The following is a 13,843-nucleotide window of genomic DNA, read 5'->3' as shown; positions in this document are numbered from 1 at the left end:
CTGCAGAAACGGTTTCAGGCGCTGACGAAGAGGGCGACAGGCTCGCCTGCAAGCGCCTCGGCGAGCGGCATGCCGCTGCCCAGCACCAATCGGCGGTCGTCAAGCACGGATCGCACCGTTTGGCCGTAGAAGCGATCGGGGATGGTGATGGAAATTCCCCGCGTGGCGTCCTCCGTCAGGTGCAGGCTGCCGGGCCGTGTCTTGCCGAAGGTGTGGTGCGGGACGACGGTGATGGCGAAGGCCTGCGGCGCGCCGCGCAGGAAGGCGAGGGCCTGGGCCCCGCCATCGGAAAGGTCGAGGGGAAGATAGGGGCCGGCGAACGGACCATCCGGGTCTTTCGCCCGCATGGCGAGGACGGTCGCGACCAGCCATTGTTTGTAGGAAGCGAAGGATGCCCGCGTCGCGGACGGCTTTTCCGGCATGACGCGGGAGGGCGTGTCGAACATCCGGGCGCCGGCCTGCCGCAAGGAGAAGTCGCCGCGTTCGCTGCCCTGCCGGATGTCCGGGATGCCCGGCATGGTCAGCTTGATCAGCGTCTGTGCGAGAGAGTTCATCAGCCCGGCATCCACGAAGGGCGAGAGTGTCGCGTCGAGTTCCCGGAGAAATGCGTCGTTGCCGAACAGGCCTTCGATGACGCCGGCCAGCACCTGCGCAGGATTGCTGCCCGATGCGTAGCCATGCGGGCTGACTTGCCCTTCGCTTCTTATGAAGATCTTCAGATCGGCGGCAAGGGACCGGATCGCCGCGGTATCCTGAAGGCCCGTGACCGGCCAGAGGGCTGCGATCGCATTGTGGAGCAGCCGTTCCGTATCAGGCTCGGGAGCAGCCCGGCCGGCATGGTTGCGGATCATGTCGGCGCCGAGGGCGGACCAGCGTTGCCGCGCCGCGTGCCAGCGATCCGGCGCCTCGGCGAGGGCATGGAGCCTGGCCCTGGCGTCTCCGCCATAGGCAACACCGGACGGGGATATCGCGGACAGGCCATGCGGCATGGTTTCGGCACGGGCCTGCATCACCGCGTGGAACGCCGCAGGGCCGTCCGCCGGCTCGCTCGGCCGGCCGGCGGCATTCTCCCGGGAGATCCGGGAGAGAAGCAGGTCATCCGGCGCCCCTGCCGCAACGCAGCCGCTCAATTGCTGGAAGCGGGCGCGGAATTCGGCGCAGCCCGCCAGAGTGGCCGGTATCCTGTCGTCGGCCAGCAATTCCCAGATGAAATCGATCGCCTCGCGGACCTCCGGCCGGTTGCCCTCCTGTGCCTGCTGCCGGGCTGTCGCGATGATCTCGCGGTCGCGTTCGCTGACATGCGTGGCCGTCGCATAGGTCCGCGTGACCGGCAGGGCGACGATCAGGGCGCGGATCGCCTCGGCAAGGGCGCTGCGGGAGAGGTCGGCGTGGGACTGGTCGGCGAGAGCCTTCGCCAGAAGAGTCAGGCGGGCAGCCTCGCCTTCGAGTTCCGTCCCGAAGATCTGCCGCTTGCCGGTCTCCCTCGCCGTTTCCGTCCGCGGGCTGCCATCGGGAGGACTGGATGCCTGGTGGGGACGACTGGCCATCATATCCGTGAGGGCTGTGATGATCTCGCCCCCGGTCGTGCCGTGGACCGGCCATTCCGCGGCAAGCTGTTCGCTTCCCGCAAGGTGCTTGTCGACGATCAGGTAGGCGGAGCCGACGGCAGCGCGCAGCCGCTGCAGATAGGCATGCGGATCGGCGAACCCGTCGATATGCAGGATGGCCAGCCCGTCCACCGTGCCTTCGCGGACGAGGTCGAGGACCAGCCGGTGGCTGTCGTCGAAAACCCGGGCATCCTCGAGGCGCAGCCGGACAAGGTGGGCGGAGCCGCACAGGCGCCGGTCGCCGGCCTGCCGGTGCGCCGTCTTTCGTTCCACCAGCCGCCATGGCTGTGCCGCGTGAATCGCCGTGATCCGCCCGGGGTCGTGCGAGATTTCGGCAAGTATCCGTGCAACGACCTCCTGCTCGTCGAGGAAGGCGAGCGGGCCGGCAAGGGCGGCCGCGCCTTCGAAGGCCGCCGCCGGGGCGGTGACCAGGAGCAGTTCCTCATATGCGGCGAGTGCCTGCCGGCACGTCTCGGGATGCAGGGGATAGAAGGAGCCGCGATAATGCAGCGCCAGGATGTCCCGCTCCGGGTCCAGCGCGAGGCGGATCGCGCCGTTCGCGACCTCCGTTGCTAAATCCTTTTCGAGAACGGGCAAGGCCAGCTTTTTCGACCAGTCGATGTCGAAATGCCGGGAAAACGGGCTTGCCTCGCCCCAGGTGACGACACTGTGCCACCAGGGATTTTCGAGGCTCGCGGCCATGTGGTTCGGCGCGATGTCGAGGAGGAGGCCGAGGCCGCGTGCCTTAAGATCGCCGGCAAGCCGGCGCAGGCCATCGAGACCGCCGAGGGCGGGATCGATCGCGTTGGGATCGACGATATCGTGGCCGTTGGACGAGCCCGTCACGACCGTCATCACCGGCGAGGCGTGGAGATGGCTGATGCCGAGATGCTGGAGATAGGGCACCAGTTGACGCGCCCTCCCGAAGTCCATGCCATTTCGAAACTGGAGGCGATAGGTGGAGGAAGGGCGGGTCATAGGGTCCTGGAATGTGCGTTTTCTCGCCCAGAAAACGCAAATCCTCCCGAATTGTTCCAAAGCGTCTTGCGGGTGCGTTCCCCGTCTCGCTTCGTCTGCCTCCCGGTTGGGGAAGAGGGCGGCGAGATGGGCGGGGGCGTTATGAGGCAGTGTGCCTTTCGTGCGCGAAATGCCGCCTGAGGATGTCGAGGACCTCGTTTGCGAGCTCGCCGACGATGCCGTTCTGTTCCCAGGAGTAGAGCGAGGCGATGACCGGCGGTTCCGGCGGGAAATCGGTGAAGGGCCTGACGCGCCACCCTTTCGCGGCATCGACGGGCAGCAGCGAGAGGCCGAGGCCGGCCTCGATCGCCATCAGCACGTTGCGCAGGCTGGCGGAGGTGAAGGCGACATACCAGCGCCGCCGTTCCCGTTCCAGCCGCTCGAACATGGCGTCCCGGTAGAGCCCGCCCAGCGGAAAAGTGACGAGCGGGACGGGGTCGGGCAGGTCCGCCGGCGCATCCAGCGCGGTGAACCAGGCGATCGGTTCCGCGAAGCTTGCCCAGCTGTCGGTGCTCGGCGTGTCCTCCTTGAGCACGACGATGTCGAGTTCGCCGGAGCGGTAGCGCCGCGCGAGGTCGGCGCGCAGTCCCGTGGTGACGTCGAGGCGCGCCTCCTTGTGGCGCTTGGCGAAGGCGGCGAAGGCATGGGCCATTTCGGGCGTCGCGATGTCATCGGGCATGCCGATGCGCACCGAGGTGGTGCCGGAGGTCTCGGCGACCAGCGTCAGCGCCTCGGTCTGTAGTGCGAGGATGCGCCGGGCGTGGCCGAGCAGGCGCTCGCCCGTCACGGTCAGGCGCACCGGCCGCGCGGCGCGGTCGACCAGCTCCCGGCCGATCACCTCCTCGAGGCGTGCGATCTGCTGGCTCATCGTCGATTGGGTCATGTGCAGGCGGTCGGCCGCGGCGGTGAAGCTGCCGGCATCGGCAATCGCCACGAAAGCCCGGAGCAGGCGCGGATCGAGCACGGGATCTCCATCGAAAATCAGAATGTTAGCTATCTAAACATCTAATTTGCGCATGATTCAAGCGGGTGATAGCGGTAGGCGATGCCGGCGGCTGCGCTTCCGGCCCGACACGTCTTTTCAGTAGGAAAGTCGAACCATGACGGATACGCGCTCCGGCCGCGATTGGGCAATGCTTGCACTGGTGGTCCTGATCGGCCTCAACCTCCGGCCCTTCCTCGCGGCCCCGGCGCCGATCCTCATGGAGATCGGCGCGGATACCGGCCTCGGTTATGGCGGCATCGCGATGCTGACGCTGCTGCCGATGGTCCTGATGGGCCTCGGCGCCTTCGTGGCGCCGGGTCTTCTGGTGCGGCTCGGCGCGCGGCGTGGCCTGTTGATCGCGCTGGCCGTGCTCTTCGCCGGCTCGGCGCTGCGCCTCGTTGTGTGGGACGGCCTGTCGCTGATCGTGACGGCGGCGCTTTGCGGCATCGGCGTCGCCTTCATCCAGGCGGCCTTTCCCGGCATCATCAAGGCGCGCTTCCCGACAAGCGTGCCGGTGGTGACGGGGCTCTATTCGGCAATGATCATGGCCGGCGGCGCCTTCGGGGCGCGGCTGATGCCGGTGCTCGTGCATGCCGGCTACGGCTGGCGGGCGGCGCTCGCCTGGCTGGCGCTGCCGGTTGCGATCGCGCTCGCCGCGTCCTGGCGCATCCTGCCGGCCGTGCAGTCGAGCCGGCCCGACGGCGCTCTGGCGCGGCAGCTCCTGCGCCGGCCGAGGACCTGGGCTCTGATGGGTGCCTTCGGGCTGGTCAATGCCGGCTATTGCTCGATGATCGCCTGGCTTTCGCCCTATTACCAGGCGCAGGGCTGGACGAGTGCCGACAGCAGCGGCCTTGTCGCGATCATGGCGATCTGCCAGGCCGTCGCCGCGCTCGGCCTTCCCATCCTGGCGCGCGGCAATGTCGATCGCCGCCGCTGGCTCTGGCTGACGATCTTCTTCCAGGCCGCAGGCTTCTTCGGTCTTGCGAGCCTTCCCGGCATGGCGCCGGCCGTGTGGGCCGGGCTGTGCGGCGCGGGCCTCGGCGGCAGCTTCGCGCTTGCCATCGTCACGGCGCTCGACCACCTGCCGCAGCCGGAACAGGCCGGTGCGCTGGCCGCGCTGATGCAGGGCGGCGGCTTCCTGATCGCCGCGCTCGGCCCCTATGCAATGGCGCTGCTGCACGACTGGACGGGCGGCTTTGCGGCGGGCTGGGGGCTGCATCTCGGCTGCGTGCTGGCAACGGCGCTGCTCTATCTGCGCTTCGACCCGCGACACTATCCGGTGGCGATGCCCCTTGCTCCATGACCGGAAACCCGCGCCGGGCGGCGCGGGCTTCTTTGCAAGGATGTCAGACCTAACGGCGGCCGCCGAAGGGGCGCAGGTTCATGTGGCGGTTGACGTCCTTGTAGAGCAGGTAGCGGAACGGGCCGGGGCCGCCGGCATAGCAGGCCTGCGGGCAGAAGGCGCGCAGCCACATGAAGTCGCCGGCCTCCACCTCCACCCAGTCCTGGTTCAGGCGATAGACGGCCTTGCCCTGCAGCACGTAGAGCCCGTGCTCCATGACGTGGGTTTCCGCGAAGGGAATGACGGCGCCGGGCATCAGCGTGACGATCGTCACATGCATGTCGTGGCGCAGGTCGTTCGGATCGACGAAGCGCGTCGTCGCCCAGCCGCCGTTCGTGCCCGGCATGGCGGCGGGGGTGATGTCCTTCTCGTCGAGGATCAGCGGATCGGGATGGGCAAGGCCATCGACGGCCTCATAGGCCTTGCGGATCCAGTGGAAGCGGGCATGGGCACCGGAGCGGTTGCGCAGCGACCATTTCAGGGCCGGCGGCAGGAAGGCGTAGCCGCCCGGCTGCAGCGTGTGCTTGCCGGTCGGCAGCGTCAGCTCCACCTCGCCATCGACGACGAAGAGCACGCCCTCGGCCTCGGGATCCTGTTCCGGCCGGTCGCTGCCGCCGCCCGGCGCCACTTCCATGACATATTGCGAGAAGGTCTCTGCAAAGCCGGAAAGCGGGCGGGCGATGACCCAGCAGCGCGTGTCGTTCCAGAAGGGCAGGAAACTGGTGACGATGTCCTGCATCACCCCCTTTGGGATCACCGCATAGGCCTCGGTGAAGACGGCGCGGCCGGTCAGGAGGTCGCTCTGCGGGGGGTGCCCGCCGAGGGAGGAATAGTAGCTTCGTTGCATCGTCTCAGGCCCTTTGGTTGTGTGTTTCCCGTAGTCTTCGGCGGGGCGTTCGTCGCCCGCTCATCTTTTCGCGCCGGCCTTTTCCAGCAGCGCGGCGATCTCGCCATAGCCGCGGCCGCGGGCGTGCTGGAGCGGGCTGACGCCGTCATTGTCGGCAAGCTCGACATCGGCGCCGGCGGCGATCAGCAGCGCGACGATCTCGACATGGCGCCGCCCGCCGTCGCCGAGGATGATCGCCTCCAAGAGCGCCGTCCAGCCGAGGCGGTTTACATGGTCGACATCGGTGCCGGCCTTGATCAGCGTGTCGACGGTCTCGACATGGCCGCGCTCGGCGGCCGGAATGATGGCGGTGCCTCCGTAGCGGTTGACGCTCTTGAGATCGGCGCCGTGGGCCAGTGTCAGCTTCAGGATCTCGAGATGGCCGCGCGCGCCGGCATAGAGATAGGGGCTGTCGCTGATATCGTCCTTGGCATTGACGTCGGCGCCGGCCTCGATCAGCGCGCGGGCGGCGTTCACCTTGTTGCCATGCGTGGCGACGAGCAGCGCCGTCGCGCCGCGGGCATTCCGCGCGTCGATGCTGGCGCCCTCGGCGAGCAGCGTCTTGATGGCGGCGACATCGTCGGCGGCGGCTGCCTTGTGCAGTTGCGTATCCATGGCGTTTTCGGCGGCAAGAAGGGGAAGGCAGAGGGCCGCGAGGAAGAGCCAGGCCGACAGCAGGGCAAGTTTCAGCATGCGCGTTCCCGTTGGTTCACGGCGGCAAATTAGCAGGGGCGGATGCCATTAGAAAATTAAATGTGTAAATCCACATCATGCACAAGATGGAACTTGCGCGGAAATACCAGAACATCGCACCGCACCACCGGACAAAGAAAACCCGGAGCGGATCGCTCCGCCCCGGGTTTCCGCCCCCGCCCCGAAAGAAGGGCTGTTACAGGCCCGCTGCCGCGATCGCCGCGTCCATGCGCTCGCGGGCCTTCTTCGGCAGCTTGCCGGTCTTGACCGCGTCGAGATTGGCCGGCGCATCGCCGACGACCACCACGCCCACCATGCCCATGCCGACATGCGGCGTGCACTTGACGCCATAGGCGCCGGCCTTGTCGAGGGTGATCTTGAAATTCTCGTTGATCTTGCTCTTGAAGGCCTCCGCCCCCTCGGGGATCATGCCTTTGATCGTCTCGACATTGTGTCCCTTGTCGGTGGGGATGAAGGTGATGGTATCGCCGGGGGCGACTTTCACGAAGGCCGGCTCGAACACCATGGCACCCTCGGCGCCCTTGTTCAGCATATGCACTTCGAAATCTGCCGCTGCTGCCGGAAGCGCAAGCGCCAGAATGACTGCTGCCGCGCCGACGATGCTCTTTGCCATGGTACGCACTGGAATTCTCCTTGCTGACGAACGTCTCTCGTTCATGAGCTAGGAAGTAGACCCGCCGGCGGTCCTGCTCTTTGACTTTAATCAAACAACGCGGCGATGGCGCGTGGCGTCCTGTCGCAGGTCCTGCAGGCGCCCTTGAGGGGCGCCGGCAGGTGCCGGGCGTGGCGCCGTTTCCGACCCGCTTTCAGGCGACCGTGAAGGCGACCTCGTCCAGTCCGTCGATATGCGCCAGCATCCTGTCGCCCCTTGCCACCGCGCCGACGCCGGCCGGCGTGCCCGCAAAGATCAGGTCGCCGGGCTTCAGGGTGAAGAGGCGCGAGAGGTAGGCGATCATTTCCGGCACCTTCCAGATCATCTGGTTGAGGTTGCCGTCCTGGCGGACCGTATCGTTGACCGTGAGCCGGATCGCGCCTTCGCCCGGATGGCCGATGTCGGCGGCGGGGTGGATCGGTCCGCAGGGGGCGGAATGCTCGAAGGCCTTCGCGACCTCCCAGGGCCGGCCCTGTTTCTTCGCCTCCGCCTGCAGGTCGCGGCGCGTCATGTCGAGACCGACGGCATAGCCGTAGACGCAGGCGAGCGCCCGCTCGACGGGAATGTCCGTGCCGCCGCCGTGAAGCGCGACGACCAGCTCGACCTCGTGGTGCACGTCGCGGCTGGCGGCGGGATAGGGAAAGGCGCTGCCCGGCGGCACCAGCGTGTCGGGATTCTTCTGGAAGAAGAAGGGCGGCTCCTTGTCGGGATCATGGCCCATTTCGATGGCGTGGTCCGCGAAGTTGCGCCCGACGCAATAGATCCGGTGAACCGGAAAGAGCGCGGCGCTGCCCCGGATCGGCAGGCAGGGGACGGGCGCGGGCGGAAAAAGAAGGTTCGTGTCGGACGTGGATGTTTCAGGCGTCATGGGCTGTTGCACTTTCGCTGGCTGGCTTCATCGGCGACGCTAGCACGCCGGGCGGCCGCAATCGATCCGTTGACGCTGTTCCATGCGGCCCGGCACATTGCGCAGGCCGGAAAAATCGCGGATAGAGGCAGGATGACGAACGGTGCCCCTTTGGACATGAACATTCCCGACGAAACGAAGGATGCCCTGCCGCGCGAACGCCGCCGGTCGCTGGCCATCGGCCTCCTGAAGGCGCGCGAGGCGGTGATGAGCCATTTCCGGCCGATCCTTGCCGACCACGACGTGACCGAACAGCAATGGCGGGTGATCCGTGCGCTTTCGGAAGCCGGCACGCTCGATGCGACGGAGGTGGCGGAGAAGGCCTTCATCCTGGCGCCGAGCCTGACGCGCATGCTGCGTTCGCTGGAGGAGCGCGGCCTGATCACCCGGCACAAGGACAAGGAAGACGGCCGCCGCGTGCTGCTGCGGCTTGCGCCGGCCGGCCAGGCGGTCATCGACGAGGTCATGCCGGATTCCCGCCGCGTCTATGCGGATATCGACGCTCGTTTCGGCGCCGAGCGCGTCGAGGAACTGCTCGACATGCTGGAAGAGCTCGCCGCCCTCAAGCTCGACGGCAAGGCGGGCGGCGAGGAATAGGGCAATTCCGGATCAGTAGACCCTGGCGCCGGCCGGTGCCTCCGCCGGCTCGGCGGCCCTGAAATCGGCGAGCAGCTTCGTCGTGGCATTGGCGAGCAGCGTTACGTCGTTGCCGATCGCGACGAAGGTGGCGCCGAGCTCCAGGTAGCGCTTGGCAAGCCCGAGGTCGCCGATCAGGATGCCCGCCGCCTTGCCGTGCGCCTGGATCTTCTTCAGCGCCTTTTCCACCTCGGCCTGCACTTCGGGCGCGCCCGGCCTGCCGAGGAAGCCCATGTCGGCGGCCAAGTCCGCCGGGCCGATGAAGACGCCGTCGACGCCCTCGGTTCCGGCGATGTCGTCGAGCGCCTCCAGCCCGGTGCGGTTTTCGACCTGCAGCAGCAGGCAGATTTCCGCGTTCGCCGTCTGCAGATAGTCCGCCGTGCGGTTGAAGGCGGAGGCTCTGGCGAGCGCCGCGCCGACGCCGCGCACGCCATGCGGCGGATAGCGCACGGCCTTCACCATCGCCTCGGCCATCGCGTTGCTGTCGACCATCGGGATGAGCAGCGTCTGCGCGCCGATATCCAGCAATTGCTTGACGATCCAGGTCTCGCCGACCGGCGGGCGGATGACGGCTTGGCTTGCCGTGCCCTTCATCGCCTGGAGCTGCGAGACGAGCAGCGGCACATCGTTCGGCGCGTGCTCGGCATCGAGCAGCAGCCAGTCGTAGCCGGCCTCGGCGCAGATCTCGACCGTGTAGGGATTGGCGAGCGCCTGCCAGAGGCCGATCTGCGCGCGGCCTTCGCGGAGCGCCTGCTTGAAGCGATTTTTCGGAGCGGGCATCTTTCCACCTCAGGCGAAGAACAGGCTGACGGTGCCGTAGGGGCCGAAATCGCCGACGATCGTATCGCCGTGGCGGGCTTCCACCGGCCGGATGAACGAACCGGCGAGCACGATCTGGCCGGCCTCGATGCCGTCGCCATACTGCGCGAGCCGGTTGGCGAGCCAGGCGACGCCGCGCGCCGGCTGGTTGAGCACGCCGGCGCCGAGGCCGGTTTCCTCGACATCCGCATTGCGGCTGACGATGGCGCCCATCCAGCGCATGTCGATCGCGTCCGGCCGCGCCGCGCGCCCGCCGGTGACGATGCCGGCATTGGCGGCGTTGTCGGAGATCGTGTCGAAGATGGTGCGTGCCTTCTTCGTTTCGGGGTCGACGCGCAGGATGCGCGTGTCGAGGATTTCCAGCGCCGGGGTGACGTAGTCCGTGGCGTTCAGCACGTCGAAGACGGTGATGCCCGGCCCTTTCAGCGGCGCCTTCATCACGAAAGCGATCTCCGCCTCGACGCGCGGCTGGATGAAGCGGCCGGCCGGCACGGTCGCGCCGTCCTCGAAGACCATGTCGTCGAAGAGCACGCCGGAATCCGGGATGTCGATGTTCAGCGCATATTGCATGGCCTTGGAGGTGAGGCCGATCTTCCAGCCGATCACCCGGCGGCCATCGGCGATCTTCTTCTTCACCCAGGCCCCCTGGATCGCATAGGCGTCGTCCATGGTGATGCCGGGGTGCTTCAGCGAGAGAAGGCCTGTCTGGATGCGGGTGCGCTCGGCCTCGTCGAGGCTGGCCGCGGCGGCGTGGATCTCCTCTGGCGTCATCATGGTCAGACCTCGTCGGCGATGGTGTTGCGGAGCGTGCCGATGCCCTCGGCCTCGACCTCGACCACGTCGCCCGGCTTCAGCCAGATCGGCGGATCGAAGCGCGCGCCGGCCCCGGTCGGCGTGCCGGTGACGATGACGTCGCCGGGCACGAGCGTCGTGAAGGTGGAGATATAGGCGATGATCTTGCGGAAGGAGAAGATCATGCGGCCGGTGCGGTCGCTCTGGCGCACCTCGCCGTTGACGCGGGTTTCGAGCCGGATGTCGGCAAGCTGGCTTTCGTCCGCATAGGGCACGAGCCAGGGGCCGATCGAGCCGCTCCGGTCGAAGTTCTTGCCCTGGGTGACGTTGAACTTGGCATGGCGCACCCAGTCGCGGATGGTGCCCTCGTTGCAGAGCGAGAGGGCCGCGATGTGGCTCAGCGCGTCGGCTTCGGCGATCCGCCGCCCGCCCTTGCCGATGACGATGACGATCTCGCCCTCGTAGTCGAGCTGCGGGCTTTCCGGCGGGCGGATCAGCGGCCGGTCGTGGCCGGTGAAGGAGCGCGGGAAGCGGATGAACAGCGAGGGATTGGCGGGGGCGGCCTGGCCGTCCTTGTATTCCGCGTTGCGGTCAGGAAAGTTCACGCCGACGCAGACGATCTTCTCCGGCGCGGGGATCGGGATCTCGTAGGTGATCTCGTCCAGCGCATGATCCGGCTTCTGCCCGGCTGCGGCACTCAGCAGTTCGCCGAAGGCACCGGCTTCCACGACCTCCTTCAGCGTCGGGAAGCGGCCGGCAAACCGGGCGGAAAGGTCGATCACGCCGTCCGCGGCGATCAGGCCGTAGCCCTTGCGCGGGCCGATGCTGAAGCTGGCAAATCTGGGATGGTTCATCCTGGTGTTCCCTGGCAGTGCCACCGGGCAGGGGCCTCTGCCGGCGGCGTCCTCGATGCGGTCGGCGCGCCCTTCAGGGCGCGATGATGGGCTGGGCCTTGAGCTGCGATTCCGTCACCTCGGTGCCGGCGAAGAGGCTGCCGTGCTCGAACCAGGATTTTGGCGCCGGCGCGCCCCAGAGCGTCTGGCGCTGCGGGTCCTTCAGGTCCCATTTGATCGGCTCGAGGTCCGGATCGACCGTCTGGTAGTCCGAGCAGTAGATCTCGATGCGGTGCCCGTCGGGATCGAGGATATAGAGGAAGAAGGCATTGGAAATGCCGTGGCGGCCGGGGCCGCGCTCGATATGGTCGACCCAGCCGGTCGTCGCCATCAGGTCGAGCAGGTCGATGATGTTGAGCGGCGTCGGCACCCAGAAGGCGGTGTGGTGCAGGCGCGGCCCGCGGCCATTGGTGAAGGCGATGTCGTGCACGCCGCCCTTGCGATGGGTCCAGGCCGCCCAGAGCTTTCCGGTTTCTTCGTCCTCAGTATATTCCGTCACGCGGAAGCCGAGCTCGTTGTAGAAGGCGACGGAGGCATCGACATCGGGCGAGAAGCAGTTGAAGTGGTCGATGCGCAGCGGCTTGACGCCGCGATAGAGCGCATATTTCTGGTGGATCGGCGGCAGGCGGTCCATCTTCGTGTAGAATTCCAGGGGAATGCCGTGCGGATCGCGCGTGCGGAAGGTGCGGCCTTGGTAGGGGCGCTCGACCCATTCCACCGGCATACCCTTGCCCTTGAAGAAGTGCACGGCCTTTTCGAGGTCCTCCTCGTCGAAGACCTTGAAGCCGAGGTCGCGGGCTTCCGGCTTGCCGGATTTCCGCAGCACGATGCAATGGTGGCCGCGCTCCTCCATGGCGCGCAGATAGATCGTGTCGGCGGTCTCGTCCGTCACCTGCAGGCCGAGCGTGTCGACGTAGAAGGCGCGGGACTTTGCAAGGTCGGTGACGCCGAACTCGACATGGCTGAGGCGCACGATGTTGAACGGCGGGTAGAGGTTTGGCTGGGGTACGGGCATGGGTTCCTCCTCAAGCCCGCCTCGGCAGGCGAGGACGGGCGCATTCTGGTCTTCCGGCGGTCAGCCGCCGAGTTTCGGGATGGCATGGGCGCTCGTGGCGAAGGCGATGTTCTTCGTCTCCATGTAGAAGTCGAAGGACCAGTCGCCGCCATCGCGGCCGATGCCGGAATTCTTGACGCCGCCGAAGGGCGTCGGCAGGTGGCGTACATTCTCCGAATTCACCCAGATCATGCCGGCGTCGAGACGATCGGTGAAGCGGAAGGCGCGGGTGACGTCCGATGTCCAGAGATAGCCGGTGAGGCCGTACTGGACATCGTTGGCGAGCGCGAGCGCCTCGTCCTCGTCCTTGAAGGGGATGGCGGTCAGGACCGGCCCGAAAATCTCCTCCTGGGCGATGCGCATGCCGTTGTTCGCGCCGGTGAAGAGCGTCGGCGCGACATAGCCGCCGCCGCCCGGCCCGTCGAATTTTTCCCCGCCGGCCGCGACCGTCGCGCCCTCGGACCGGCCGATGGCGATATATTCGAGAACCTTCTTCTCATGCACCGGGTGGATGAGCGGGCCGACGACGGTTTCCGGATCGAGCGGATGGCCGACCTTGATGCGTTTCGCCTTCTCGGCGACGAGGGCGGTGAAGCGATCGTAGATGCTCTCCTCCACCAGCAGGCGGGAGGAGGAGGTGCAGCGCTCGCCGTTCAGCGAATAGATCATGAAGACGGCGGCATCCGCCGCGCGTTCGAGGTCCGCGTCGGCGAAGACGATGACCGGGTTCTTGCCGCCGAGCTCGAAATGCACGCGCTTCAGCGTGTCGGCGCCCTGTTTCATGATCATCGAGCCGGTGCGGCTTTCGCCGACGAAGCCGATGGCCTTGATGAGGGGATGTTCGGTGAGCGCCTTGCCGGCATCTTCGCCAAAGCCGTTGACGAGGTTCCACACGCCCTTGGGCAGGCCCGCGTCCTCGGCGATCTCCACGAGCAGGCGCGCCGTCAGCGGCGAGAACTCGGCCGGCTTGTGCACGATGGTGCAGCCGGCGGCGAGCGCCGGGGCGATCTTCCAGGTGGACAGCATGAAGGGCGTGTTCCACGGCGTGATGATGCCGACCGGGCCGATCGGCACGCGGGTCGTCATGTTGACCTGGCCCTCGGCGCGCAGCGTCCTGCCATCGCGGGCCTCCGGCGCGCGGTCGGCGAAGAAGCGGAAGTTCTCCGCTCCGCGCAGCGCGGCCTTGGCCATGAAGCGCAGCGACTGTCCCGTGTCCATGCATTCGACGAAGGCGATCTCCTCGGCCCGGGCCACGATGGCATCGGCGATCTTGTGCATGAGCTTCTTGCGCGTTCCGCCCGGCATGGCGGCCCAGTCGGCGAAGGCGGCCCTGGCGGCCTTCGCCGCGCGGTCGATATCGGCGGCCGTGCCCTTCGCCACCGTGGCGAGCGGCGCGAGGTCGACGGGGGAGATGGTCTCGAAGGTCGCGCCGCCCTCGGCCGGCAGGTCTTCGCCGGCGATGCGGTTGAGGACGCCCTTCTCCTTGAAGCGGGCAAGATAGGCCGCCGCCTTCGCCATGTTTTCCTGGTGTTTCGACAT

13 protein-coding genes are annotated in these 13,843 nt (G+C 67.2%); 2 read left to right on the top strand and 11 right to left on the bottom strand.

Annotated features, from left to right (window positions below; all coding sequences use genetic code 11):
• Positions 1–14: 14 nt before the first annotated feature.
• Both treY and WMC41_RS17825 read right to left on the bottom strand, forming a co-directional pair.
• Complete coding sequence (gene treY, locus WMC41_RS17830) at positions 15–2,540, bottom strand: malto-oligosyltrehalose synthase (protein WP_432345292.1); 2,526 nt, start codon at positions 2,538–2,540, stop codon at positions 15–17.
• Positions 2,541–2,724: 184 nt separating this feature from the next.
• The gene (locus WMC41_RS17825) at positions 2,725–3,588 is read right to left on the bottom strand and encodes a LysR family transcriptional regulator (protein ID WP_272806683.1); all 864 of its coding nucleotides are present in this window, start codon (positions 3,586–3,588) and stop codon (positions 2,725–2,727) included.
• 136 nt (positions 3,589–3,724) lie between these two features.
• Between WMC41_RS17825 and WMC41_RS17820 the strand changes: the two genes are divergently transcribed.
• Entirely contained in the window at positions 3,725–4,912 is a 1,188-nt protein-coding gene (locus WMC41_RS17820) for a cyanate transporter (RefSeq protein ID WP_432345289.1), read from the top strand.
• 49 nt (positions 4,913–4,961) lie between these two features.
• On the opposite strand, the gene WMC41_RS17815 is transcribed toward WMC41_RS17820, so the two are convergent.
• The 4 genes from WMC41_RS17815 to WMC41_RS17800 all read right to left on the bottom strand — a co-directional run bounded on the left by WMC41_RS17815 (position 4,962) and on the right by WMC41_RS17800 (position 8,071).
• Positions 4,962–5,798, bottom strand: a complete 837-nt coding sequence (locus WMC41_RS17815) for a bifunctional allantoicase/(S)-ureidoglycine aminohydrolase (RefSeq protein WP_244769866.1) — start codon at positions 5,796–5,798, stop codon at positions 4,962–4,964.
• Positions 5,799–5,858: 60 nt separating this feature from the next.
• Positions 5,859–6,530 carry an ankyrin repeat domain-containing protein gene (locus tag WMC41_RS17810; protein WP_432345285.1) on the bottom strand — a complete coding sequence of 224 codons (672 nt, stop codon included), beginning with the start codon at positions 6,528–6,530 and terminating at the stop codon, positions 5,859–5,861.
• Between the two features lie 196 nt (positions 6,531–6,726).
• Positions 6,727–7,164 (bottom strand): pseudoazurin, encoded by a 438-nt coding sequence (locus tag WMC41_RS17805; RefSeq protein ID WP_244769890.1) that lies wholly within the window; start codon positions 7,162–7,164, stop codon positions 6,727–6,729.
• Between the two features lie 193 nt (positions 7,165–7,357).
• Complete coding sequence (locus WMC41_RS17800; RefSeq protein ID WP_432345282.1) at positions 7,358–8,071, bottom strand: fumarylacetoacetate hydrolase family protein; 714 nt, start codon at positions 8,069–8,071, stop codon at positions 7,358–7,360.
• A 132-nt stretch (positions 8,072–8,203) separates the two neighbouring features.
• Between WMC41_RS17800 and hpaR the strand changes: the two genes are divergently transcribed.
• Complete coding sequence (gene hpaR, locus WMC41_RS17795) at positions 8,204–8,707, top strand: homoprotocatechuate degradation operon regulator HpaR (protein WP_244769868.1); 504 nt, start codon at positions 8,204–8,206, stop codon at positions 8,705–8,707.
• 12 nt (positions 8,708–8,719) lie between these two features.
• On the opposite strand, the gene hpaI is transcribed toward hpaR, so the two are convergent.
• The 5 genes from hpaI to hpaE all read right to left on the bottom strand — a co-directional run bounded on the left by hpaI (position 8,720) and on the right by hpaE (position 13,843).
• Positions 8,720–9,526, bottom strand: coding sequence for a 4-hydroxy-2-oxoheptanedioate aldolase (hpaI, locus tag WMC41_RS17790; RefSeq protein WP_432345279.1), 807 nt, complete (start codon positions 9,524–9,526; stop codon positions 8,720–8,722).
• A 9-nt stretch (positions 9,527–9,535) separates the two neighbouring features.
• On the bottom strand, positions 9,536–10,339 hold the full coding sequence (gene hpaH / locus WMC41_RS17785; RefSeq protein WP_432345276.1) for a 2-oxo-hept-4-ene-1,7-dioate hydratase: 804 nt from the start codon (positions 10,337–10,339) through the stop codon (positions 9,536–9,538).
• A 2-nt stretch (positions 10,340–10,341) separates the two neighbouring features.
• Positions 10,342–11,211, bottom strand: coding sequence for a fumarylacetoacetate hydrolase family protein (locus tag WMC41_RS17780; RefSeq protein ID WP_432345274.1), 870 nt, complete (start codon positions 11,209–11,211; stop codon positions 10,342–10,344).
• A gap of 73 nt (positions 11,212–11,284) precedes the next feature.
• The gene (gene hpaD, locus WMC41_RS17775; RefSeq protein ID WP_432345272.1) at positions 11,285–12,265 is read right to left on the bottom strand and encodes a 3,4-dihydroxyphenylacetate 2,3-dioxygenase; all 981 of its coding nucleotides are present in this window, start codon (positions 12,263–12,265) and stop codon (positions 11,285–11,287) included.
• A 60-nt stretch (positions 12,266–12,325) separates the two neighbouring features.
• Positions 12,326–13,843 carry a 5-carboxymethyl-2-hydroxymuconate semialdehyde dehydrogenase gene (gene hpaE, locus WMC41_RS17770; protein ID WP_432345270.1) on the bottom strand — a complete coding sequence of 506 codons (1,518 nt, stop codon included), beginning with the start codon at positions 13,841–13,843 and terminating at the stop codon, positions 12,326–12,328.

It is taken from the genome of Shinella yambaruensis (assembly GCF_050859155.1).
Taxonomy (GTDB): Bacteria; Pseudomonadota; Alphaproteobacteria; order Rhizobiales; family Rhizobiaceae; genus Shinella; species Shinella yambaruensis.
The sequence above is the reverse complement of the archived record's forward strand: the minus strand, read 5'-3'. Positions and strand labels throughout refer to the sequence as shown.